This window comes from Pseudomonas sp. H11T01, from assembly GCF_048515765.1.
In the GTDB taxonomy this organism is placed as follows: domain Bacteria; phylum Pseudomonadota; class Gammaproteobacteria; order Pseudomonadales; family Pseudomonadaceae; genus Aquipseudomonas.
The window spans coordinates 15223-38619 of sequence record NZ_JBLYED010000017.1; the positions used below are offsets into that span (position 1 = coordinate 15223).

The following is a 23397-nucleotide window of genomic DNA, read 5'->3' on the forward strand; positions in this document are numbered from 1 at the left end:
CGGACCGCCCCGGAGGGGCGGGGGGGAAAGGGAGCCGATCTCCATGCTTATCAAAACCTGAGTTCGACCGGGTCTCTCAGGTCGATGTAACTCGAAAGAACACCTCGGTCAGTTCCCTCTCCCCCTTGGGGAGAGGGTTAGGGTGAGGGGTCGATCTGCCTGACACACCTAAACCCCAACCCTTGCCTGCAAACTCAAATGCGCCCTCTCCCCCGGCGCCAGGCTGAGGCTATCGGTCCCGCCGTTGGCCGCTTCGACGCAGACGAACCCTGAAACCTCGCTCCAGCTCACACCCAGCAACGGCCGTGCCCCGGGATGCCAGACGACGGTGTCGGCGCTGTCGCCCGTATCGATGCACAACTCGCGCTGCCAGGCGTGATCAATCAGCTGCAATTCGCCCTCATGCTGGAACACCCGCTGGCAGCCGCCATCGACCCGCAACTCGCCTTCCTGCTGGCAAACCCGGCGATTCAGCTGGTCATAACCCTGTGCTCCGTCGAGCCCAGACAGCGCTACCTCGCCAACATCACCAATACGCCAGTAAGCGTGCAATGCATGACTCAATTGGCACGGCAGGCTGTCTTGATGCTCGGTGCTCAGGCGCAAGTCCATGCTTTCGCCCAGGTGCGCGTGCAGGTCCACTTGCCAGTCGCACAGTTGCAATTGCCAGTGCAGGCGCACGCCATCGTCATCAGTGCTGCTGTCGAGCAGCTTCCAGTCGATCAACCGTGCCCAGCCATGGGAGGGCCAGGCGTTTTCGCTTGGATGACGGCCATACCAAGGCCAGCACACCGGCACGCCACCACGAATAGCCCCGACCTGCGGCCACTTCGCCGCACACCAGAGCCAGGGCTTTTGCCCCTTCGGCTGGAAGTGCAGCAATTGCGCGCCCTGGCGACTGAACACCGCCTGACACAGCGGATGATCGATCACCAACACATCACGCAACTGATAGCGCTCCCACGCAAACGTCGGGCGCTCGCGCAGGGATTTGAAAAAGCGTTGTAGCGGATGCTCAAGCATGTGCCGCGGTCCTGAAAATCATTTGCCCTACCCAGGGTGCGCCCCCAAAAAAAAGCGGACAGCCAGGGCCGTCCGCAAAATGCGCACATAGAGAGGGAGCTTATCGCAAGAGCGTTAGAACACCGACTGAATTTTCAAACCGGCGACGATCGCGTTATCGACCTGATCAACACCGCCCGGGTGAGTGATGTATTGCAGGTTAGGACGCACAGTCAACCAGTTGGTAACGTGGAAACCGTAGTTGATCTCGTAGTTGTACTCGGTGGTACGCAGTGGCGAGAACAGCGGATCGTTGTAGTCGGTGACACCATTGGCGGCGTTGACCAACTCGGCGTTTTTCTTCACGTCATCGTTGACATGGATACGGGCGAAACCGATACCGACGTCATCTTTAGGACGTGCATCGAACGGCCCCTTGTACACAAACATCAGCGATTGGTAGTTATCGACGAGGTTGGTGTCCTTGTCGTGGAAGGTCGCGTTGGCCGCGACGTTCAGACCGCGGGAAGCGTCGCCGTTGTGGCTGGTGAGTTGCTGCTGCGCAACGAACCAGTAACCGTGCTTGCTGTCGTGAACACGATTGGGCGCACCCGTCGTAGCGGCATTTCCACCATTGTCGTCCTTGAGCACGTCATTGGCAGGAGCCGTGCTTTTGTAGTAACCCACACGGTATTCGCCCGGCAGGTCGTTGACCTTCGGCGACCAGACCAGTTCGACCGGCAAAACAGTGCCCTTGGTGCCACTGCCGCTGAGCTTGAAGCCGTTACCGTGCTCCAGTTGCGATGGGTTCTGGTTGTACGCGCCGATCTGCGCATAGAACTCAGGCGTGATGTTGTACTTCACGCGAACCGCCGCCTGCATGACCGGCCAGTTGAACCAGATACCGGTCGCCCAGTTACCCGCTTGGGAACCGCAGAACGCCAGGTTCTGGAACTCGCAAGGGAAGGTGTTGAAGTCTTCGCCTTCGCCGAAGTAACCGGCTTTGACGTCTAGTTTACCGTCGAGGAACTGGTGCTGGACCCACAATTGGGTCAGACGGACCATATGGCCACGGCCGTAGACTTCCTGGGAGGAACTCAAGGTGCCGGCACGCGGGTCGCCGACACGGTCATTGGAGATGTTCTGACCGTTACGGTTGGTGAGCTGGATCTTGGCCTGGGTGTTATCCCAGCCCATCAGTTTTTGCAGGTCCAGCGCCACGCCCAGGCCAAACTGGTCGGCGTAACGCGCCGTCTTGTCGTCGTTGAAGCCGCCGTGGAGGTTGCCGCCCACTTCACCGACGTAGTCCGCCTTGATGTCGATACCTTGTTCGATCAGCTTGGTCCGCTCGCCACCCCAGTCACCCGTCATCCACTTGGAGTCGGCGCTGAACGCGTCAGCCGCGTGTACGGTACCGGCCATGATCATCACCGCAACAGCTGACAATTGGCAGATAAGCTGAGCGTTGTTCTTCTTCTTCATCCCTACATCCTCGTCTTTATTGTTATTAACTGTTTTTATCTAACGCGGTTTACATCGATTGCGGCGGGTGTCGACCATTCGCCGCGAATCTACTGTGGGAGCGGGCTTGCTCGCGATAGCGGACTGACATTCAACATCGATGTCGACTGATACACCGCATTCGCGAGCAAGTCGGATCGCCGCACCGCCGCTCCCACATTTGATCTTTAGCGGCCTTTGAATTGAGCGACGTTGGCGCTGTGGCTCTCGGTTTTCGGCAGGCCGGCAGCCCCCAGGCGTTCTCCGGTCTTGGCGTCAAAGAGCAGCACTTTGGATGGATCGAATTGCAGGGTCAGGGTCTCGCCCACTTGCGGCGCGACGTCCGGCGCCAGGCGGCAGCAGACCTTGGTCTCGTTGAGATTGACGAACACCAGGGTGTCCGGACCGGTCGGCTCAGTCACCTGAACTTCGGCACGAATGATCGGCAAACCATTAGGCTCGCTCGGCGCCAGAACGATCTGTTCCGGACGCATCCCGAGGATCACTTCACGGTCTTCAAGACCTGCGTCCTGCATCCCCATAGGCAGCTCGCAACGCGCTTGGCCGCTGTCGAGCAGCGCCACCAAACGGCCTTCCTTGCGCTGCAAACGCAGCGGGATGAAGTTCATCGGCGGCGAGCCAATGAAGCTGGCAACGAACAGGTTGGCCGGGTCGTTGTAGATCTGCTTCGGCGTACCGAATTGCTGAATGATCCCATCCTTCATCACCGCCACTTTGTCGCCCAGGGTCATGGCTTCGATCTGGTCGTGGGTAACATAGACCGTGGTGGTTTTCAGGCGCTGGTGCATCAGTTTCATTTCGGTGCGCATCTCGACCCGCAGCTTGGCGTCGAGGTTGGACAGCGGTTCGTCGAACAGATAAATCTTCGGCCGCCGGGCCAGTGCGCGGCCCATGGCCACGCGCTGTTGCTGGCCACCGGAGAGCTGGCCGGGCTTGCGGCTGAGCAGGTGTTCGATTTGCAGCAGCTTGGCGACACGTGCCACCTCTTCTTCGATCTCGGCCGCCGGCATTTTGCGGATCTTCAAACCGAAGGCGATGTTGTCGCGCACGCTCATGGTCGGGTACAGCGCGTAGGACTGGAACACCATGGCGATGTCACGGTCTTTGGGGCTCATACCACTGATGTCGGCATCGTCCACCAGAATCGCCCCGCCGCTGATGTTCTCAAGGCCGGCAATGCAGTTCATCAAGGTCGACTTGCCACAGCCGGACGGGCCGACGAGGATCAGAAATTCACCGTCATTGATTTTCAATTCGATGTTTTTCAGGGTGTCCGGCAAGCCGCTGCCGTAGGTTTTGTTGACGTTGCGTAATTCGAGAGTTGCCATGTTTTACCCCTTGACCGCGCCGGACGTCAGACCACGCAGGAAATACTTGCCAGCGAATATGTAGACCAGCAGTGTCGGCAGCCCGGCGATCATCGCCGCTGCCATATCAACGTTGTATTCCTTGGCCCCGGTGCTGGTGTTGACCAGGTTGTTCAGGGCCACGGTAATCGGCTGCGCATCGCCACTGGCGAACACCACGCCGAACAGGAAGTCGTTCCAGATTTGCGTGAACTGCCAGATCAGGCAGACCATCACGATCGGGATCGACATCGGTAGCAGGATTCGTCCAAAGATGGTGAAGAACCCCGCGCCATCCAGCCGCGCAGCCTTGACCAGCGCATCGGGAATGCTCACGTAGTAGTTGCGGAAGAACAGCGTGGTGAACGCCAGCCCGTAGACGATGTGCACCAGCACCAGGCCCGTGGTGGTATTAGCCAGGCCGAGTTTGCCGACGGTGAACGAGGCCGGCAGCAGCACGGTCTGGAACGGCAGGAAGCAGCCGAACAGCAGCAGACCGAAGAACAACTGCGAACCCCGGAAGCGCCACATCGACAGCACATAACCGTTCATGGCACCGATGAACGTCGAGATCAGCACCGCCGGTACGGTGATTTTCACCGAGTTCCAGAAGTAGCCGCCGACCACGTCCCAGGCCTTGATCCAGCCGATGCCGTCGATCACTTGCGGCCAGCTCAAGAGGTTACCGGTACGGATGTCTTCGGGGCTTTTGAAGCTGGTCAGCAGCATCACCACCAACGGAATCAGGTACACCGCCGCCGCCAGCAACAAGGTGGCGTAGATCGCCACACGGCTCAGGCGCAGGGCCGGTTTGCCAGGCAGGTTAGTCATGGCGTTTGCCCCTCAATTCGGAGTACAGGTACGGCACCAGAATCGCCAGGATCGCGCCGAGCATCATCATTGCGCTGGCCGAACCGACGCCCATCTGGCCACGGCTGAAGGTGAAGGAATACATGAACATCGCTGGCAGGTCGGAGGAATAACCCGGGCCACCGGCGGTCATCGCCGCCACCAGGTCGAAGCTCTTGATGGCGATGTGCGCGAGGATCATGAAGGCGCTGAAAAACACCGGACGCAGGCTTGGCAGGACGATGCGCAGGTAGATGGTCGGCAGGCTTGCACCGTCAACCTGGGCGGCACGGATGATCGACTGATCGACCCCGCGGAGACCGGCCAGAAACATCGCCATGACAAAGCCCGAGGCTTGCCATACCGCGGCGATCACCAGGCAGTAAACGACGCGATCCTGGTCGATCAGCCAGTCCATGCGAAAGCCTTCCCAGCCCCAATCGCGCAGCATCTTGTCCAGACCCAGGCCCGGGTTGAGCAGCCACTTCCAGGCCGTACCGGTGACAATCATCGACAGCGCCATCGGGTACAGATAGATGGTGCGGATGAAGCCTTCCTTGCGAATGCGCTGGTCCAGCAGCACCGCGAGAAACACGCCGAGCACCAGGCTGATGGCGATGAACATCCCGCCGAAAACCGCCAGGTTCTTGCTCGCGACCCACCAGCGATCGTTATCCAGCAGACGCGCGTATTGCTGCAGGCCGACCCACTTGTAGCTCGGCATAAAGCTGGAATTGGTGAAGGACAGAACGAATGTCCAGATTATGTAGCCGTAGAAGCCGACCAGCACGATCAGCATGCTTGGCGCCAGCACCAATTTGGGTAGCCAGCGCTGCAGCGCATCGAACGGTGAGGCTTTGCTAAATACCGCCACAGAGCTCATCGGGAAACTCCTGTTGGAGAAGTGAAATCCAGACCGAGCGCCTCCAACAACATGGGCCAGGGCTCATGCAGCACAGACAACGGTGAGGGGTGTGCCGCAGGCCTGCCTGCGGCGGTCGAACATTGCTACTAAAGCAAAAAGCTACTTGGCCGCTTTGATCGCCGAAGCCATTTGCTGGCCGGCTTTGGCCGGATCAGCAGAAGGGCTGCTCATGAAGTTGGTCACGGTGTCGAAAATGGCGCCCTGTACGGCCAGGGACGTCGCCATGTTGTGCGCCATGCTTGGCTCAAGCTTGCCGTTTTTGTCCGCTTCGGCGAAGTCCTTCGCCGAAGCCTGGCCACAGGCGTCGAACTTGCTCATGTCCAGGTCATTGCGAACCGGGATGGAACCTTTGTTCTGGTTGAATACGTACTGGAATTCTTGCTCGAGCACGATCTTGGCGACATCGTTCTGTGCAGCGATGTTGGCGGGCGTGTTGTTCTTGGCCGACAGCTTGAACATCGCCAGGGAGTCGATGTTGTAAGTGAAGCTGCCTTGAGTGCCCGGGAACGGTACACACTCATAGTCTTTGCCGGCGATCTTGCCAGCGGCAGTCCATTCGCTCTTGGCCCAGTCACCCATAATCTGCATGCCAGCCTTGCCATTGATGACCTTGGCGGCTTCCAGGTTCCAGTCCTGACCCGTACCGTCCGGGTCCATGTAACCGCGCAGTTTCTTCAGCGCGGTAAACACTTCGACCATCTTCGCGCCGGTCAGAGTTTTCTCGTCGAGGTCGACGAGAGCTTTCTTGTAGCCTTCCGGCCCCATGATGCTCAGCACCAGATCTTCGAAAACAGTGCTGTCCTGCCAAGGCTGACCGCCATGGGCCAGCGGGATGAAACCGGCGGCTTTGAGCTTGTCGCCAGCGGCATAGAATTCGTCGAGGGTGGTCGGGGCTTTGTCGATGCCGGCCTTCTTGAAGACTTGCGGGTTGATCCACAACCAGTTGACCCGGTGGATGTTCACCGGCACAGCCACGTAGTGACCGTCGTACTTCATGGTGTCGGAAACCGTCTTGGAGAGCAGCTTGTCCCAGTTGTTCTGGCTGGAAACTTCATCGAGGTTGGTCAGCAGACCCAGAGCGCCCCACTCTTGCAGGTCAGGACCTTTGATCTGTGCGGCAGAAGGCGGGTTGCCGGAGACGGCGCGGGTTTTCAGCACGGTCATGGCAGCTGCACCGCCGCCGCCGGCAACAGCGCTGTCCTTCCAGATATAACCGTCTTTTTCGACCAGTTTTTTCAGGACATCGATAGCTTTTGCTTCACCACCCGAGGTCCACCAGTGCACAACTTCCACCGTACCTTTGGCATCGGCAGCAAGCGCGCTGAGGGGAAACAACGAGGCGAGAGAAATGACAGTGGCGAGGCGAGTGATCGCATTCATCGGAGTACCTTTCTTGTTGTTATGCATGCAAGTCTGGTGCTTGCGCTGCAAATGATTTTAAACAGAGCTTTGGCCTTCGCGGGTAACGAAGGGACGCGTAAATGTCACGACATGGTTACATAGCAGCGCTCTGGGATAACTGCGCCAACGCAGTCGCCATGCTCGGCGCCAGCGGTAATCGGGGCAGCAGAACCGCTTGCCAGGCGTGATAGAGATCGGGCTTGCCGGGCCAGATATCGGCGCTGGGTTGATTCTGCGGGTCCAGTTCGTGATGCCAGCTGCCATTGTCTCGATCGATCAGACGGGTTTCGCAGAATTCCCAAAAACGCCGATACCAGGCCTCGTACTGTTGTTCGCCCGTGCGCTTGAACAAGGCGCTGGCCGCAGCACTGGCTTCGGCGTGAGTCCAGTGCAGTCGATGGCGAACCACCGGGCAATTGTCCCAGTCCAGGGTGTAGACGATGCCCGGTGCACCGTCGACCTCCCAGCCGTGAAGACAGTTATTCTCGAACAGTTTTTGCGCATCGACCGCCAACCAACCGGGTGTCAGCAAACCGGCTTGCACTCGCGCAGCCTCAAGGTGCAAGAGCAGCCGTGACCATTCAAAACCATGGCCCGGCGTAGTGCCGTAGGGCCGAAAACCGTCGGCCGGGTTGTCCTGGTTGTACTCGCGCAGCGGCTGCCAGTGACGATCGAAATGTTCGATGACCATGAACGCGTTGTCCGCCGCGTGACCATGGATGACTCGCTCGACGATGCGCAAGGCGCGATCCAGCCAGCGACTGTCCTGGGTGACATCCGCCAGGGCCAGAAAGGCCTCGGTTGCGTGCATATTGCTGTTGGCGCCGCGATAAGCCTCCTCGAAGCTCCAGTCGCGATTGAAAGACTCGCGCATGGCGCCCTCCTCCTCGCTCCAGAAATGCTCGTCGATCATGTTGATCGCGTCCGCCAACAAGGCCTGTGCCCCCGGACGCCCGGCGACCACCGCAGAGCTGGCAGCCAGCGCGACAAAGGCATGCAGGTAGGCGGCTTTGTCGGTGTTGCCGTCGCAGTGGGACGGCGCAGCAAACCAGCCACCGAATTCTGCATCCCGCAATGGTCCGCTGAGGGCAGCGATGCCGTGATCCACCAGCTCGGCAAACCCGGGAATACCCTGAATATGCGCCATGGCAAAACTGTGGGTCATGCGGGCGGTGTTCATGGTTTCGCCGTGGGCATTGGCCGGGAGGTGGCCAAGATCGTCGAGGTTGCCGAAACCTTCGGCAACCCTGGAAGCCTTGGCGAATGACAACAGGCGCAGGCCTTCAGCGGCGAGCCAGGAGTGATGGGCAGGTGCGTTCAGCCAACTGCTGAACGTTGGAGGCGTGGTGTCCATTGAGAACCTTTTTTTTGTTGTTATGACTGAGTTGAGTCTAAACAACAGGGGGAGCGGCGCAGGTAACGAAGGACCGGTGGAATGTCACCGATCAGTGACATTTGGCCAGGCTTCATAAGTTGTGTTGAATGTTCCGCCGCCATCGCGAGCAAGCCCGCTCCCACATTAAATTTGTGCCGATCACACCATCGTGGGCTGACGCAGATTAAGTGTGGGAGCGGGCTTGCTCGCGATGAACGATAACGCGGTAAATCTGGCGAACCACCCAATCAATCCACCGAACGCGGCAAATGCAACGTCACTCGCAACCCACCCTCACGCAGGTTCTGCAAACTCACTTCACCACCATGGCTGTGAGCAATGTTGCGGGCGATGCCCAATCCCAAGCCATATCCCTGCTGTTGCCCTGCCAAACGAAAGTGCGGTTCAAACACCTGCTCCATTCGTTGCTCAGGCACCCCAGGCCCCTCATCGTCGACATGCAGGATGAACGCGCTGTCATCGTCGTCGATGTGCAGATGGGCTTTCTGTCCGTACTTCAGGGCATTGTCGATCAGGTTGCCGATGCAGCGCTTGAGCGCCAGCGGCTTGCCGGGATAGGTTGCCAGTGCCCGACCCTGCTGGGTTACGCGACCGTTGCCGTTGGGGCCCAGATAGGGCTCGACCAGGCAGTCGAGCACATGATTGAGATCCACCGGCTCGATATTTTCGTGGATATCGGTGTCTTTGACACATTGCAGCGCGCCTTTGACCAGCAACTCCAGTTCATCGAGGTCGCGGCCGAACTTGGTCTGCAGCTGTTCATCTTCCAGCAGTTCGACCCGCAGCCGCAGACGAGTAATCGGCGTGCGCAAGTCGTGGGAAATGGCGCTGAACAATTGGCTGCGCTCGGTCAGGTAGCGACTGATGCGCTCACGCATGGCATTGAAAGCGCGGCCGACCTCGACCACTTCACTGCCACCGCCCTCCGCCACCGGTTCGACTTCGGCGCCCAACGACATGTCCCGCGCCGCGCGCGCCAGGCGCTTGAGTGGCCGGCTTTGCCAGTGCACCAGCAAGCCAATGAACAGCAGCAGAAAACCGCTGGTCAGCAGGATGAACCAGACCTGCTGCGAGGGCAGCCCTTGCTCTTCGAGACTGGTGTAGGGTTCGGGCAACAGCGAGGCGATGTACAGCCATTCGCCCGGGGCCAACTGGATTTGCGTGACCAGCACCGGCGGATTGACCGGTTCCAGGGTCAACGCGTAATGGGCCCACGAACGCGGCAACTCATCGAGTTTCAAACCACCGTTGAAGATCCGCAGGTCTTCGGCGCTGACGAATTGCACCGAGATAACGGCCTCATTGCCCAGGGACTGGCGCAGCACCTCTTCTACCGCCTTGAGCACGGCTTGCTTGCGGGGTGTCGGTGGCAGCACGTCCATGCCCAACGGCTTGTCGTTGAGGGTCACGACGAATCGCGTGCCGCCCATGCTGCGCAACTGATCAAGCACCAGCGGCCGATAAGCCACCGGCAACGACCGGAAGTAACTGACGCTGGCCGTCATCGAATGCGCCAGGCTGCGGGCGCTGGTGACCAGTCCTTCAAGCTGGGTAGCGCGCAATTGCGACACCCAGATCACACTCGACAGCGTCTGCGCGAACAGCACCGCCAGTAACGTCAGCAGCAACATTCGCCCGAGTAACGAGCGCGGCACCGGCACGCGCCGAGCGATTCTGCTGAAGAACTCAGTGACCATTGCTGGCAACCACATTGGCTGCCAATTGATAACCGCTACCGCGCACCGTGCGAATCAAGCGCGGTGGTTTGTCGGTGTCGCGCAAACGCTGACGCAAGCGGCTGACCGCCATGTCGACGATACGGTCCAGCGGCATCAAATCGCGGCCACGGGTGGCGTTGCCGATGGTGTCGCGGTCGAGGATTTCCTGCGGATGGTCGAGGAACAGTTTCAGCAGGGCGAAATCGGCGCCAGACAAAATCACTTCTTCGCCGTCAGTATGAAACAGGCGATGACTGACCATATCCAGTCGCCACTCATCGAAGGACAACACCTCACCGCCGGAGCGCTCTTGGCCGAACTGAGCCCGGCGCAATAACGCCTTGATCCGCGCCTGCAATTCACGAGGGCTGAAAGGTTTACCGAGGTAGTCGTCGGCCCCCAACTCCAGACCGATGACCCGATCGGCTTCGTCGGAACTGGCGGTCAGCATGATGATCGGCACCTGGGCCTGACGCGGGTGTTGGCGAATCCAGCGGCACAAGCTGAAACCGTCTTCGTCCGGCAGCATCACGTCGAGGATCACCAGATCGCTCGGTGCCTCGTTCAAGGCCTGGCGAAACCCGGCGCCGTCGGGCGTGGTCCGCACCTGAAAGCCCGCGCGGCTGAGGTAGGTCTCCAGCAACTCGCGTATCTCTTGATCGTCATCGACCAACAAAATCGACTTACTGACTGAACTCACGTGGGTCGTCCTTGTTGTTATGGATAGAGCGGATTATGCCTTAAGGATCGAATCTGCAAACACCGCAGAAACACTGTGGGAGCGGGCTTGCTCGCGAAGGGGCCATCACATTCAACATCGAAGTTGACTGATAGACCGCCTTCGCGAGCAAGCCCGCTCCCACAGGTAATCATTTCAAGCAGGGAGAGACTGCTCCAACGCCACGCCCGCGCCGGTCAGGCCGGAATACGGCGCCGTCACCAGCCACACCGGAATGCCCTTGAAGTAATCGCTCATGCAGCCCTTGTCGGAGAAGCAACGAGCAAAACCACTCTCCAGGAAGAAGTCGGCAAAGCGTGGAATAACCCCACCCACGATATACACCCCGCCACGCCCACCCGTGGTCAGCACGTTGTTGCCGGCGACGCGGCCGAGCCAGCAGCAGAACTGCTCCAGCACTTCCAGCGCAATCGGATCCCCCGCCAGACCGGCAGCGGTGATCGCCTCCGGCGTATCGAGGACCGGTTCATGCCCGTCCACCGCGCAAATCGCTCGATAGACTCGTGGCAAGCCGCTGCCGCTGAGCGCAGTTTCCGCGCTGACATGACCGATCTCATCGTAGATGTGCTGCCACAGTTGAGCTTCTCGCGGACTGCTCAACGGCAAATCGACATGCCCGCCTTCTCCCGGTAGCGCCATCCAACGACCCTCGCCCAGATCCAGCAACGTGCCGACCCCCAAACCAGTACCCGGACCAATCACCACCGCCGGGCGTAACGGCTCGGCAGTACCTTCACAAACCACGCGAAACTCATCCGGCTGCAAGCGCGTCATGCCCAGTGCCATGGCTGAGAAATCGTTGACCAACAGCAATTGATCGACCTGCAAGGTCTGGCAGAAGGCTTTACGACTCAACCGCCAGTGATTGTTGGTAAAGCGAAATTCGTCACCACCGACGGGACCGGCCACCGACAGGCATACCGACCCGATCGAACCGAGGGGCAAATCCAGCCCGCTCAGATAGACGCCAATGGCCTCTTCGGGGCAGGCATGGTCTGCCGTGGCCAGCACCTGGATCGACTCCAGTCGCTGGTCTTTCCACAACGCAAAACGCGCATTGGTTCCGCCAATGTCACCGACCAGCGCTAGCTTCACTTAAGGGTCTCCAGAGCAGAGGTAAAGGCGCTGGCGCCCTGCTCTGCCGAGCTGAAGGCCATGCGCATGAAACCGAACAATTCGCGGCCGCAGCCAATGCCGTTGTCCAGCAAACCTTTGGCTGGCTCGCGGGCCGCGAATTCATCGGCGTCCACCATAAGCTGCAAGGTACCTTTGACGCCATCGACACGAATGATGTCGCCGTCGAGCACCCGCGCCAGCGCGCCGCCGACAAAGGCTTCTGGGCTGACGTGGATCGCCGCCGGAATTTTCCCGGAAGCGCCGGACATGCGCCCGTCGGTGACCAGCGCGACCTTGAAGCCACGGTCCTGCAGCACGCCGAGGAACGGGGTCATTTTGTGCAGTTCCGGCATGCCGTTGGAGCGCGGGCCCTGGAAGCGCATCACGGCGACAAAATCTTTCTCCAGCAGGCCAGCCTTGAACGCATCGGCCAGGTCTTGCTGATCCTGGAACACTACCGCCGGTGCTTCGACGATCTGGTGCTCTGGCGCGACCGCCGAGACCTTCATCACGCCGCGACCGAGGTTGCCTTCCATCACCCGCAGACCGCCTTCTGGCGAGAACGCACGGGCAACCGGACGCAGGATATTTTCATCGAGGCTCTCGATCGGACCTTCACGCCACACCAGCTCACCGTTCGCCAGGAACGGCTCTTGGGTGTAGCGGCTCAGGCCAACACCTGCCACGGTGTTGACGTTTTCGTGGAGCAGACCGGCTTCCAGCAGTTCGCGGATCAGGAACGACATCCCGCCCGCCGCCTGGAAATGGTTAATGTCAGCTTTGCCGTTCGGGTAAACGTGGGACAGGGTCGGCACCACCTCGGAGAGGTCGGCCATGTCCTGCCAGGTCAGTTGAATGCCCGCGGCCATAGCGATGGCCGGCATGTGCAGGGTGTGGTTGGTCGAGCCGCCGGTGGCGTGCAAGGCAACGATGGAGTTGACCAGCGAACGCTCGTCGACGATCTCGCCCAGCGGTATGAAGTTGCCGCTTTGTTTGGTCAGTCGGGTGATCTGGTGCGCGGCTTCGCGGGTCAGGGCATCGCGCAGCGGGGTGTTCGGGTTGACGAAGGATGCGCCCGGCAAGTGCAGGCCCATGACCTCCATCAGCAACTGGTTGGTGTTGGCGGTGCCGTAGAAGGTGCAGGTGCCGGGGCTGTGGTAGGACTTCATCTCCGATTCCAGCAGCTCTTCGCGGCTGCACTTGCCTTCGGCGTAACGCTGACGGACGTCGGCTTTTTCCTTGTTGGAAATCCCCGAGACCATCGGCCCGCCCGGGACAAAAATCGTCGGCAAGTGACCGAAGCGCAATGCGCCCATCAGCAGGCCGGGAACGATCTTGTCGCAGATACCGAGCATTATCGCAGCGTCGAACATGTTGTGGGACAGCGCCACGGCAGTCGACATCGCGATCACTTCGCGGCTGGCAATGCCCAGCTCCATGCCTGGCTCGCCCTGGGTCACGCCGTCACACATGGCCGGCACGCCACCGGCGAACTGGCCGACCGAACCGATCTCGCGCAGTGCGTGTTTGAGTTGTTCCGGGTAGTGCTCATACGGCTGATGCGCCGAGAGCATGTCGTTATATGACGAAACGATTGCCACGTTGGCGGCATTCATCATCCGCAGCGTGTTTTTGTCTTCAGTGCCACAACCGGCCACGCCGTGGGCGAAGTTGGCACATTGCAGCCTGGCGCGTTGCGGACCATCGCTGGCGGCACCGCGGATCAATGCAAGGTAAGCCTCACGCGTAGCGCGACTGCGGGAAATAAGCCGTTCGGTGACCTCAAGGACGCGGGGATGCATGTTTAGAACTCCAGGCTAACGGATGTGGCGACCTGATTGTCTATGCTGATTGAAGGGGGTCTGCGCGTGGCATTGCAGACGTGTTTTTCAATCTTCTGGACCAGTTGATTCAGGTCACTCGTTGTAGATAAAACAAAATATTGCCACTAAAAAGGCTTGTTTTCTATTTTTTTACGAATAATCTTGTTATTCCAACAACAAAACGACGACAGGCGCCTTTTCAAATGACTCTAAGAATTGCAATCAATGGCTTTGGCCGTATTGGCCGTAACGTCCTGCGAGCACTCTATACCCAAGGTTACCGTCAGGATCTGCAGATCGTCGCCATCAACGATCTGGGGGACAGCGCGATGAACGCGCACCTGCTCAAGTACGACACCGTCCACGGCATTTTTGATGCCGACGTGCAGCACGATCAGGAAACCCTGACCGTCAACGGTGACCGTATCGCGGTCAGCGCCATCCGCAACCCGGCCGAGCTGCCATGGGCTGCCGAGAAAGTTGACGTCGTCTTCGAATGCACCGGTCTGTTCACCGACCGTGCCAAAGCCGCCGCCCATATTACTGCCGGCGCACGCAAAGTGATTATCTCGGCACCGGCCAAAGGCGCCGACGCCACCGTGGTCTACGGGGTCAACCACGACATTCTGCGCCAATCGCACCAGATCATTTCCAACGCGTCGTGCACCACCAACTGCCTGGCCCCCGTGGCCCAAGTGCTGCACCGCGAGCTGGGCATCGAAAGCGGTTTGATGACCACTATCCACGCCTACACCAATGACCAGCACCTTACCGACGTCTACCACGTCGACCCGTACCGTGCGCGTTCGGCCACCCAGAACATGATCCCGAGCAAGACCGGCGCCGCTGAAGCGGTGGGCCTGGTGTTGCCGGAACTGGCGGGTAAACTGACCGGCATGTCGGTGCGCGTACCGGTGATCAACGTATCGCTGGTAGACCTGACCGTGCAGCTCAAGCGCGAAGCGACGGCCGATGAGGTCAATGCGCTGCTTAAAGAAGCCAGCCAGCATTCGAAGATTCTCGGCTACAACACCCTGCCGCTGGTCTCCAGCGACTTCAACCACAACCCGCTGTCGTCGATCTTCGATGCCAACCACACCAAGGTCAGCGGCAAACTGCTCAAAGTGCTGGCCTGGTACGACAACGAGTGGGGTTTCTCCAACCGCATGCTCGATAACTGCCTGGCGCTTTGTAACGCCGAATAAGTGCGCAACGCAGAATAAGGCGGATCCCCTGTGGAACAGCAACCGATGATCGGTATCAGCTTTACCCAGAAAACCATGGCGGCGCGCAAGCGCATCGCCCTGGTCGCCCATGACCACTGCAAAGTGTTCCTGCTCGACTGGGCCGAGCGGCAAAAGGACAAGCTCGCCCAGCACGAACTGGTCGCGACCGGCACCACCGGCCTGCTGCTGAGTAAACGTCTGGGGCTGCCCGTGGAAAGTATGATCAGCGGCCCGTTGGGCGGCGATCAGCAGCTCGGCGCGCGAATCGCCGAGCAGCGGGTGGACATGCTGGTGTTTTTCTGGGACCCCTTCGAGCCACAACCCCACGACCCAGACATCAAGGCATTGCTGCGGGTCGCGGCGGTCTGGAACATCCCGGTGGCCTGCAATGAATGCAGCGCCGACTACCTGCTCAGCAGTCCGCTGATGGATCAGCCGCACACGTACCGGATTCCCGATTACGAGGCGTATCTGCAGGGGCGGCGTTAGGACAAGCCTTTCCTATGGCCAAGTATTGAGCGTGGGCTGCAACTCGCTACTCAGACGTTCAAAATGAGCCTGCGCCTGCTCTTCAGGCAGTGGATCCCAGCTTTTGATACCGGGCGTGTGCGTTTCTCGCAGGCGCTCGACGATCAAAAAATGCAGTTGCTCCGGCGTTTTCCATCCCCACTGCTGCGCGAGGTTGAGTTGCTCCGTCAGCCAGGTGTGTGGAGACTGGTTTTCGGGCAGCCGAGCCAAGTCCTGACTGTACTCCGCCAATAGGTACTGACCGATATTGGCCAGCAGCACTGCCCTTTCCTGGCTGATCGGTGCCGGGATACTCAGCCACTGCGGCGCGTCGGGGACAGGGTATTCACCGGGCGTCGGATTCTCGGCCATCGCCCAATGCTCGCCCTGCCAATAGCAGGCGCTGATAATCGGGCCGAGGTATTCGGGATACGCCGACTCGGGAAGATGCGCAAGCGCCCGTGTCAGCACCCGATTATCGTGGAAACGGTACAACGCCTGTTGCGGTCGTTGCCCGATAAGCAGGCGTTCGCGCCAATGTGTCACCAGCGCTTCAATTGCGCAGATTTGAATGCTGACCAGCCAACCCCAATCACGCCGAGGTCGTTCGATCAAATCATTGAGCACCGACGGATCCAGATCATCTATCAAAAAAATGAAAGGGCCAGCTGTGGCCAGATCGGCGACGGCAGTTTCACTGTAAACACTGCGATATTGCGCGGCGGTACGTTGGCGCAGAAGGTCCTGATGCATCGCGGGCGCAGCATCCGAGTCAAGGATCAGGCACACGCTATGGCCGAGCTGTAACTGCTGGGCCATCCACTGAACGGGCAGATTACTCATCAAGACTCTCCTTCGATTGAACAAACACCTTCGCGGCAGGCCTCGCAGAGCGGACAGAAGTCTGTGGCCTGCTCGGCAGAGACCGCCATCAACGTACGCTGGACGAACGCAATGACCGGCGCCCGCTCAGTCGGGGTCGTCAATGCCTGCGCAGTACCCGGTATCAACGGAGCAGCAGGCGTGCCTCGCATCGGGTCACCACCTGACTGAATCGCGCTACTGCTGAAAATCCCCCCCGGCCCCATCACCAGATGGTGGCCGCCGGCACTCAAGGTCAGGCTAGCGCCCGCGTCCAGCACCAGATGTGCGCCCGCCTTGAAGTGGACTTCCTGACCCGCCTCAGCCACCAGAACCTGACCGACGCGGGTATGGCTGTTCTGCGCGACAGACAGATGATCATTGGCCATGATCCGGGTTTGGCGATCACCGTGGGTGGTGCGCAGCTCCTGGGACTCCAGCACGCTGATGCTGGTGCCTTTGATGGTTTCCCGACGCTCGCGGCCAACTTCCAGCCAACTATCGTTTTTGACCTTATGTTCAAGGTCGCGCTGAGCGCGCAGGTAGATCAACTCTTGCCCGACGCGATCTTCGATATGCAACTCATTGACCCCCCCGCTCTTGGGTGAACTGCGACTGCGAAAAACGCTTCGGGTCTTGTTTGCCGGCAGCTCATAGGGCACCGGGTTGGTGAGGTGATGCAGGCAACCGGTAATCAACGGGCGATCAGGGTCGCCATCAATAAAAGTGACCAGCACCTCCATCCCTACCCGGGGAATGGTGACAGCCCCGTAACGGTCTCCGGCCCAACTGCTCGACACCCTTAACCAGCAACTGCTTTTGTCGGTTTGCGGGTCGGTACGGTCCCAGAAAAAACAGATTTTGACCCGCCCGTATTCATCACAGTGGATTTCCTCCCCCGCAGGCCCGGTCACTTTGGCGGTCTGGCTGCCGGCAATGGTGGGTTTGGGGTGTTTGATCGGCGGTCGATACAGCGCATCCCAAGGTGTCGCGGTAAACGTATTGCGATAGCCCTGAAAATCCGTGGCGCTGGTCTGACCGGACATCGCTTCTTCCAGGACTTGAGGTTGATGGCCTTCATGCACCAGGGCAGTCAGTAGCCAAAGATCATTCCATTCAGCGCGATTATGGTCGCGCAGTTCGAGAAAATGTCCGCTGTGCAGGTTACTCAGGTCACTGGCGCCTTCGGCTAACCGGTAATCACTGCGATGGCGCTCCAGCCTGCGAGTGGCCAGGCGCTTTCCCTCGACACCGTTAGTGAAACGGCCCGGTGCGTGGTAATCCTCCAGGGGCGGAGTGACCGGGCTTTTCGCCTTTTCTTCAAGGGTGCGGTTCGGCTTTTCGAAGTGATAGTCCCGCAGTGCCACTTGGCTGGAGCGGGTGGCCAGACGCACCCCGAAGCGGTTGATCACCGGATGCTCGGCAAGCAGGCCGCTGTCTTGTTGAAACATTGAGGGGGCTAACCGCCGGAACACCGTCTGATCATCGCCAAACACCAGTAAATGCCCTTGTGGGCTCTGCTGAAAATGATAGTGAATGCCTTCTTCTTCGCAGAGTCGCTGAATAAAACCCAAATCGGTTTCGTTGAACTGCACGCAGTACTCGCGCGGTGGATAGACGGTGCGGCCCAGCTGAAAGCTGAATACATCGCCGAGAATGCCGTGCTTTTTCAACACCTGGGTGATGATCTGCGGGACGCTGCGCTGCTGAAAAATTCGTTGATCACTGCTCAGGGCCAGATAAGCCAAGTGAGGGACCAGCGTCAGTTCATAACGTGTCAGGCGGTTACCCGATTCGCGTTGCGCAAAGCTATGGATCAGCCCGTGCAGGCCCTCGCCAGGAGGGCCAAAACCGAGGAAGGCCGGTTGGTGCAGCAGCGTCTCGAGGTCGAGATTCGAACGCTCGTTGACCAGTTCCAGGGTGACTTCATAGGGCTGGCTGATCGATTCGCTGGCCTTGAAGGCAAGCACTTGGAAGTCGTGCTGCTGCCCCGTGATATCGAGGTACAGGGGCGGTCTAGAGTAAGAGTCAAACATTCGTTAGTCCTTTAAAGTCGAAGTGGGCGACACTCAAATAATCGAGTCGATATCCAGCGTATGCGGTTGGCCCGCCAGCCAAAGGCCGTCATCCAAGGGCTTGGGGATCATCGCCATTTGCACCAAACTCTGGTTTTCAGTGTGCTTTGCCCAGCGCTCCAACCCCGTGGTGAACTCCGGTAATTGCGCGGCGCTGCCATACACATCGGCCAGGGTCAGGCTGCGATAACGCAAGGTTTCCAGGCGCTTGCGGGTTCGCTCCAGCCGATCACGCTCTGCGCGCAAAGCGCCCCTTGCAGCTTTCTCCTGCGCAGTCTCGGCGCGCAGGTTCGGGTTATGCCACGGCTCGCGGGCATACTCGTACAGGTCCTTCTTGAGTGTTATCAGTGCGTCATCGACAACGATGTACTCACGTTCGGTGACCACGGTTACACCGGTTTCCTGAGTTTGCTGCCAGCGGCGCAAGGTCGCCCAGGCGAAAGGGATGTAACTGGCGATCATCATGTGATCTTTGTAGTGAATCAGCTGGGCGAGCACGCCGTCGCGCACCGGCATATCCCCGCGCCGAGTGGTCCTCAGCATCGCGGTACACGCGGCCTCTTCGATGGATTCGCAGCCCGGTTTCCAGAGAATCGACGACCATTCCTTGGCATCGAAGCGCACGGGCATAAAGTGCTGCTGTTCCCCGTGATGTTGATAGGGATAACCGTCAACCCGCACCAGGCCTGTACCAAACATCAACAGGCCATAAGGGGCGCTGAAAAAAGTCAACGCCAGACCCGGTACCCAGACCTTCCAGTCGGCGTTCATCCAGGGTGCCGGCAAGCCGGGCACCGGATCGTTGTGATTGACCATACGGTGGTGAACGAGGTCGGCGGCGCCTTCGACGAAGGTCGAGTCGCCGGCGCGCGGGGCGCCGTAGGTGTAGAGGAGGATGTTGTATTTCTGCTTGGTGTTGCGACGCAGTGCTTCTGCCAGTAATAGGGCGATGGCACCACCCAGACTGTGCCCGCAGATAATGATTTTTTGACCCGTGTGGAATCGGCCCAGATAGCTTTGTACAAACTCCCGCATCGCCTGAAACGCGCTGTAAAAACCCTTATGAACCTGCCCGACACCTTCTTCGAACGGAACTTGAAGAGCGTGCACATCACGCATCCCATCTTTCAGACTCGCCGTACCACGGACCGAAATCAGAATGACTTCGTCGTGATGGCAGATAAACGCCTGGGTATCGCCACCGTCTTGCTGGTCATCGAAAAAGTGCTGGTTGGCCGGATGTTCCTGTTCTTCGCCCTTGTCCGGATGGTTTAGTTCATACAACGTCGGGTCGAACGGCAAAATCTCCAGACGCTTTGAATACGGCACGTCTTCATACAGCGGGTAGAACCGATGGGGCTGGTCCTTATCGACTCGCCAGCTTTCCCGGTAATTGGCCAGCGCCTCGCCAAACAAGTTGCCAATGCTCGGGTCCAGCGGAAAGCGCACTGTGTCCACCGGGCGTTTGGCCGGTTCCTGGCCGAAATCGGTGTAACTCAAGGTCGCCATCAGCGCCAACTGATAGAGGTTCAGCGCGCAGAATTTGTCATCGGTGGAGAGCATCGGCCGCAAGGCACGCATCGGCCGCACCTCCAGCACATGGTGCTGGTTCGGGCTCAGGGCAATGCCGAACGAGTCGGCTGACTGTTCGGGGCCAAAACCCAGCTCGCCCATGGCCCTGAGCAGCGACCCTTGCGGCTCGTAGAAGCGCTTGACCACCGGCGGCAAATGCGCGCCATGACGAACCAGATCACACACCTCGACCTGAGTGAAGACATCGACGTCCTTGATGGCCGGATTGTGTTCGCGGCGAAATCCGTCGTCGTGGAAGAAGCGGGTTTGTTCGGCGCGGACCTGGAGTTCGGTGATGGGGAGCGGGTAGTGCTCCCTTTTTAGCAAGGCGTCATAGAAATCGTTCACGCCTCGATAGGCGGCATCCAGTGTGAGTACAACAGGGCCACGATAATGGTTCTCTAACTTTACAAAGCCTTCGCCATCCAGCCTGCCGGTGTATTCCTGACCGACACTGTCGCGAAGGGTATAAGGCAAGCCGCCATAGGGCTTACCGTCGCCAAACTCGTCCACCAAACGGAAGCTCACCCAATGCCCGCGCAGCGGGCAGGCCAGCATTTTGCTGCTAAAGAAGGGTCTTTCCCGTTCCTTGAGTGTCATAGCGTTATGTCCTTATTCAGTGCAGTTGGGGTAGACGGTGCAGTCGCGACCATCCGGCATTTTGAAAGGTTTGAAATCAGTAGTGTTTCCGCGGCAGAAGGCATATTGGTCTTCAAGACTCTTGCCCATGCAGCGTTTCCAGCCTTGCGGAAAACGAATCCAGTTGTCCCGCATATAGGGGCGTTCCTCGGCCGCCATCCTGAACACCATCCTCACCGTCCTGCCCGGCAACTGATCGCGCGGTAACACCCCGCCGGCCATGCGTTTCAGCCTGTTCCCCTGCGCATCGGCGGCCCGGCATTGCAAGATTTTTATGATGTAGCGTTCGGGGCCAGCGGTGCGAAACAGCCACTGACATTGCCCCTCAAACGCTTGCGTACCCGAGACGGGAAAGGCTGTAAGCCCTGCGGGAAGTTCATCGCGAAAGGAAAGGCTGGCAAAGTCGCCATCACTATCAAGCCGGTCTGGCCCCCACTTCCCACGCAGATCCAGCTTCAAACTGCTCAACACCAACGGACAGCCGCCGGCGCGGGTGCTCAGCGGGATCTGGAATTCAGCCGTGCGCGGGACGTTCTGGTATTCACTGGTGAAGAACTTGCGATCCGGCGCCACCCGCCCGCTTTTGCGCGGCGGCGCTACGCAGGTTTCCCCGGTGGCCGGCACGTAATACGCATCCGCCTTGACCCGGAAATCCGCCGGCACCTCGGCCTGCAAGGTGAAACTCTCGGCGGGGGCAAACGCACAACCGCTGGCGGCCAGGGCCAGACTGCTGATTGCCAGTGCGCGAGCGAGTTGCCTACGCATGCGCGGCAACCTCCCCTCCCGGCGTTGCGCGGTGTCGAAACCCAGCTCGCCCATGGCCCTGAGCAGCGACCACTGCGGCTCGTAGATGCGCTTGACCACCGGCGGCAAATGCGCGCCATGACGAACCAGGTCCCGCACTTCGACCTGTGTGAAGACGTCGGCGTCTTTGATGGCGGGATTGTGTTCACGGCGAAAACCGTCGTCGTGGAAAAAGCGGGTTTGTTCGGCGCGGACCTGGAGTTCGGTGATGGGGAGGGGGTAGTGCTCCCTTTTTAGCAAGGCGTCATAGAAATCGTTCACGCCTCGATAGGCGGCATCCAGTGTGAGTACAACAGGGCCACGATAATGGTTCTCTAACTTTACAAAGCCTTCGCCATCCAGCCTGCCGGTGTATTCCTGACCGACACTGTCGCGAAGGGTATAAGGCAAGCCGCCATAGGGCTTACCGTCGCCAAACTCGTCCACCAAACGGAAGCTCACCCAATGCCCGCGTAGCGGGCAGGCCAACATTTTGCTGCTAAAGAAGGGTTTTCCCCGTTCCTGGAGTGCCATGTCTTAATTTCCTTATTCAGTGCAATTGGGGTAGACGGTGCATTCGCGACCATCCGGCATTTTGAAAGGTTTAAAGTCGCTCGTATTACCACGGCAAAAGGCATATTGGTCTTCAAGGTTTTCGCCCATGCAGCGTTTCCAGCCGTTAGGAAACTGAACCCAGTTATCGCCAACCGCTGGCAGTTCTTCCTTTGCCATCCTGAACACCATCCTCACCGTCTTGCCCGGCAACTGATCGCGCTGTAACACCCCGCCGGCCATGCGTTTCAGCCTGTTCCCCTGCGCATCGGCGGCCCGGCATTGCAAGATTTTTATGATGTAGCGTTCGGGGCCAGCGGTGCGAAACAGCCACTGACATTGCCCCTCAAACGCTTGCGTACCCGAGACGGGAAAGGCTGTAAGCCCTGCGGGAAGTTCATCGCGAAAGGAAAGGCTGGCAAAGTCGCCATCACTATCAAGCCAGTCTGGCCCCCACTTCCCACGCAGATCCAGCTTCAAACTGCTCAACACCAACGGACAGCCGCCGGCGCGGGTGCTCAGCGGGATCTGGAATTCAGCCGTGCGCGGGACGTTCTGGTATTCACTGGTGAAGAACTTGCGATCCGGCGCCACCCGCCCGCTTTTGCGCGGCGGCGCTACGCAGGTTTCCCCGGTGGCCGGCACGTAATACGCATCCGCCTTGACCCGGAAATCCGCCGGCACCTCGGCCTGCAAGGTGAAACTCTCGGCGGGGGCAAACGCACAACCGCTGGCGGCCAGGGCCAGACTGCTGATTGCCAGTGCGCGAGCGAGTTGCCTACGCATGCGCGGCAACCTCCCCTCCCGGCGTTGCGCGGTGTCGAAACCCAGCTCGCCCATGGCCCTGAGCAGCGACCACTGCGGCTCGTAGATGCGCTTGACCACCGGCGGCAAATGCGCGCCATGACGAACCAGGTCCCGCACTTCGACCTGTGTGAAGACGTCGGCGTCTTTGATGGCCGGATTGTGTTCACGGCGAAAACCGTCGTCGTGGAAGAAGCGGGTTTGTTCGGCGCGGACCTGGAGTTCGGTGATGGGGAGGGGGTAGTGCTTCCGGTCCATCAGTCGAGTGTAAAGTTCGTGGATACGGGAATGCGGCGCATCTAAAGTCAGCACAATAGGACCACGGTAGTGGTTCTCTAACTTTACAAAGCCTTCGCCATTGAGTCTGCCGGTGTATTCTTGGCCGACGCTGTCCCGAAGAACATAAGGCAAGCCACCATAGGGCTTGCCGTCGCCAAATTCGTCCACCAGACGGAAGCTCACCCAATGCCCGCGCAGCGGGCAGGCCAGCATTTTGCTGCTAAAGAAAGGCTGTTCTCGTTCCTGGAGTGTCATAGCGTTAT

General features: G+C 59.3%; 18 protein-coding genes. 2 read left to right on the top strand and 16 right to left on the bottom strand.

Going from position 1 to position 23397, the window contains the following annotated elements:
* Positions 1–168 precede the first annotated feature (168 nt).
* The 11 genes from ACN1C3_RS21720 to edd all read right to left on the bottom strand — a co-directional run bounded on the left by ACN1C3_RS21720 (position 169) and on the right by edd (position 13815).
* A complete protein-coding gene (locus tag ACN1C3_RS21720; RefSeq protein ID WP_419117813.1) occupies positions 169–1023 on the bottom strand; it encodes a D-hexose-6-phosphate mutarotase in 855 nt (284 codons plus the stop codon).
* Positions 1024–1137: 114 nt separating this feature from the next.
* Positions 1138–2484 (bottom strand): carbohydrate porin, encoded by a 1347-nt coding sequence (locus tag ACN1C3_RS21725; RefSeq protein ID WP_419117814.1) that lies wholly within the window; start codon positions 2482–2484, stop codon positions 1138–1140.
* A gap of 206 nt (positions 2485–2690) precedes the next feature.
* Positions 2691–3851, bottom strand: coding sequence for an ABC transporter ATP-binding protein (locus ACN1C3_RS21730; protein WP_419117815.1), 1161 nt, complete (start codon positions 3849–3851; stop codon positions 2691–2693).
* Between the two features lie 3 nt (positions 3852–3854).
* A complete protein-coding gene (locus tag ACN1C3_RS21735; RefSeq protein ID WP_419117816.1) occupies positions 3855–4700 on the bottom strand; it encodes a carbohydrate ABC transporter permease in 846 nt (281 codons plus the stop codon).
* On the bottom strand, positions 4693–5601 hold the full coding sequence (locus tag ACN1C3_RS21740; RefSeq protein ID WP_419117817.1) for a carbohydrate ABC transporter permease: 909 nt from the start codon (positions 5599–5601) through the stop codon (positions 4693–4695). The genes ACN1C3_RS21735 and ACN1C3_RS21740 overlap by 8 nt, the downstream gene beginning before the upstream one ends.
* 141 nt (positions 5602–5742) lie before the next feature.
* Complete coding sequence (locus ACN1C3_RS21745) at positions 5743–7023, bottom strand: ABC transporter substrate-binding protein (protein ID WP_419117818.1); 1281 nt, start codon at positions 7021–7023, stop codon at positions 5743–5745.
* Positions 7024–7138: 115 nt separating this feature from the next.
* Positions 7139–8398, bottom strand: coding sequence for an AGE family epimerase/isomerase (locus tag ACN1C3_RS21750; protein WP_419117819.1), 1260 nt, complete (start codon positions 8396–8398; stop codon positions 7139–7141).
* Positions 8399–8667: 269 nt separating this feature from the next.
* A complete protein-coding gene (locus ACN1C3_RS21755) occupies positions 8668–10137 on the bottom strand; it encodes an ATP-binding protein (protein ID WP_419117820.1) in 1470 nt (489 codons plus the stop codon).
* Positions 10127–10858: a response regulator gene (locus tag ACN1C3_RS21760; protein ID WP_419117821.1), complete on the bottom strand. Its 732-nt coding sequence runs from the start codon at positions 10856–10858 to the stop codon at positions 10127–10129. The genes ACN1C3_RS21755 and ACN1C3_RS21760 overlap by 11 nt, the downstream gene beginning before the upstream one ends.
* Positions 10859–11032: 174 nt before the next feature.
* Positions 11033–11992 carry a glucokinase gene (locus ACN1C3_RS21765; protein ID WP_419117822.1) on the bottom strand — a complete coding sequence of 320 codons (960 nt, stop codon included), beginning with the start codon at positions 11990–11992 and terminating at the stop codon, positions 11033–11035.
* Positions 11989–13815: a phosphogluconate dehydratase gene (gene edd, locus ACN1C3_RS21770; RefSeq protein WP_419117823.1), complete on the bottom strand. Its 1827-nt coding sequence runs from the start codon at positions 13813–13815 to the stop codon at positions 11989–11991. Before edd ends, ACN1C3_RS21765 begins: the two co-directional genes overlap by 4 nt.
* Before the next feature lie 224 nt (positions 13816–14039).
* Here edd and gap point away from each other — a divergent pair, with 224 nt between their 5' ends.
* Positions 14040–15041 carry a type I glyceraldehyde-3-phosphate dehydrogenase gene (gene gap, locus ACN1C3_RS21775; RefSeq protein WP_419117824.1) on the top strand — a complete coding sequence of 334 codons (1002 nt, stop codon included), beginning with the start codon at positions 14040–14042 and terminating at the stop codon, positions 15039–15041.
* 45 nt (positions 15042–15086) lie between these two features.
* Positions 15087–15551, top strand: a complete 465-nt coding sequence (locus tag ACN1C3_RS21780) for a methylglyoxal synthase (protein WP_419117921.1) — start codon at positions 15087–15089, stop codon at positions 15549–15551.
* 12 nt (positions 15552–15563) lie between these two features.
* Here the strand turns inward: ACN1C3_RS21780 and ACN1C3_RS21785 are convergent, their stop codons facing one another.
* The 5 genes from ACN1C3_RS21785 to ACN1C3_RS21805 are packed head-to-tail and all read right to left on the bottom strand — an operon-like array spanning position 15564 to position 23389.
* Positions 15564–16412, bottom strand: coding sequence for a DUF4123 domain-containing protein (locus ACN1C3_RS21785; RefSeq protein WP_419117825.1), 849 nt, complete (start codon positions 16410–16412; stop codon positions 15564–15566).
* Positions 16412–18466 carry a type VI secretion system tip protein VgrG gene (locus ACN1C3_RS21790; RefSeq protein ID WP_419117826.1) on the bottom strand — a complete coding sequence of 685 codons (2055 nt, stop codon included), beginning with the start codon at positions 18464–18466 and terminating at the stop codon, positions 16412–16414. The genes ACN1C3_RS21785 and ACN1C3_RS21790 overlap by 1 nt, the downstream gene beginning before the upstream one ends.
* A gap of 33 nt (positions 18467–18499) precedes the next feature.
* A complete protein-coding gene (locus ACN1C3_RS21795) occupies positions 18500–20677 on the bottom strand; it encodes a lipase family protein (RefSeq protein ID WP_419117827.1) in 2178 nt (725 codons plus the stop codon).
* A 12-nt stretch (positions 20678–20689) separates the two neighbouring features.
* Positions 20690–22033 carry a hypothetical protein gene (locus ACN1C3_RS21800; protein WP_419117828.1) on the bottom strand — a complete coding sequence of 448 codons (1344 nt, stop codon included), beginning with the start codon at positions 22031–22033 and terminating at the stop codon, positions 20690–20692.
* Between the two features lie 12 nt (positions 22034–22045).
* Positions 22046–23389 (bottom strand): hypothetical protein, encoded by a 1344-nt coding sequence (locus ACN1C3_RS21805; RefSeq protein WP_419117829.1) that lies wholly within the window; start codon positions 23387–23389, stop codon positions 22046–22048.
* Positions 23390–23397: the final 8 nt, after the last annotated feature.

What these genes read in the sequence shown, in the direction of transcription:
- ACN1C3_RS21720 (WP_419117813.1), bottom strand. Translation starts at nt 1,023, where the DNA reads ATGCTTGAGCATCCGCTACAACGCTTTTTCAAATCCCTGCGCGAGCGC.
- ACN1C3_RS21725 (WP_419117814.1), bottom strand. Translation starts at nt 2,484, where the DNA reads ATGAAGAAGAAGAACAACGCTCAGCTTATCTGCCAATTGTCAGCTGTT.
- ACN1C3_RS21730 (WP_419117815.1), bottom strand. Translation starts at nt 3,851, where the DNA reads ATGGCAACTCTCGAATTACGCAACGTCAACAAAACCTACGGCAGCGGC.
- ACN1C3_RS21735 (WP_419117816.1), bottom strand. Translation starts at nt 4,700, where the DNA reads ATGACTAACCTGCCTGGCAAACCGGCCCTGCGCCTGAGCCGTGTGGCG.
- ACN1C3_RS21740 (WP_419117817.1), bottom strand. Translation starts at nt 5,601, where the DNA reads ATGAGCTCTGTGGCGGTATTTAGCAAAGCCTCACCGTTCGATGCGCTG.
- ACN1C3_RS21745 (WP_419117818.1), bottom strand. Translation starts at nt 7,023, where the DNA reads ATGAATGCGATCACTCGCCTCGCCACTGTCATTTCTCTCGCCTCGTTG.
- ACN1C3_RS21750 (WP_419117819.1), bottom strand. Translation starts at nt 8,398, where the DNA reads ATGGACACCACGCCTCCAACGTTCAGCAGTTGGCTGAACGCACCTGCC.
- ACN1C3_RS21755 (WP_419117820.1), bottom strand. Translation starts at nt 10,137, where the DNA reads ATGGTCACTGAGTTCTTCAGCAGAATCGCTCGGCGCGTGCCGGTGCCG.
- edd (WP_419117823.1), bottom strand. Translation starts at nt 13,815, where the DNA reads ATGCATCCCCGCGTCCTTGAGGTCACCGAACGGCTTATTTCCCGCAGT.
- gap (WP_419117824.1), top strand. Translation starts at nt 14,040, where the DNA reads ATGACTCTAAGAATTGCAATCAATGGCTTTGGCCGTATTGGCCGTAAC.
- ACN1C3_RS21780 (WP_419117921.1), top strand. Translation starts at nt 15,087, where the DNA reads ATGATCGGTATCAGCTTTACCCAGAAAACCATGGCGGCGCGCAAGCGC.
- ACN1C3_RS21785 (WP_419117825.1), bottom strand. Translation starts at nt 16,412, where the DNA reads ATGAGTAATCTGCCCGTTCAGTGGATGGCCCAGCAGTTACAGCTCGGC.
- ACN1C3_RS21790 (WP_419117826.1), bottom strand. Translation starts at nt 18,466, where the DNA reads ATGTTTGACTCTTACTCTAGACCGCCCCTGTACCTCGATATCACGGGG.
- ACN1C3_RS21795 (WP_419117827.1), bottom strand. Translation starts at nt 20,677, where the DNA reads ATGACACTCAAGGAACGGGAAAGACCCTTCTTTAGCAGCAAAATGCTG.
- ACN1C3_RS21800 (WP_419117828.1), bottom strand. Translation starts at nt 22,033, where the DNA reads ATGGCACTCCAGGAACGGGGAAAACCCTTCTTTAGCAGCAAAATGTTG.
- ACN1C3_RS21805 (WP_419117829.1), bottom strand. Translation starts at nt 23,389, where the DNA reads ATGACACTCCAGGAACGAGAACAGCCTTTCTTTAGCAGCAAAATGCTG.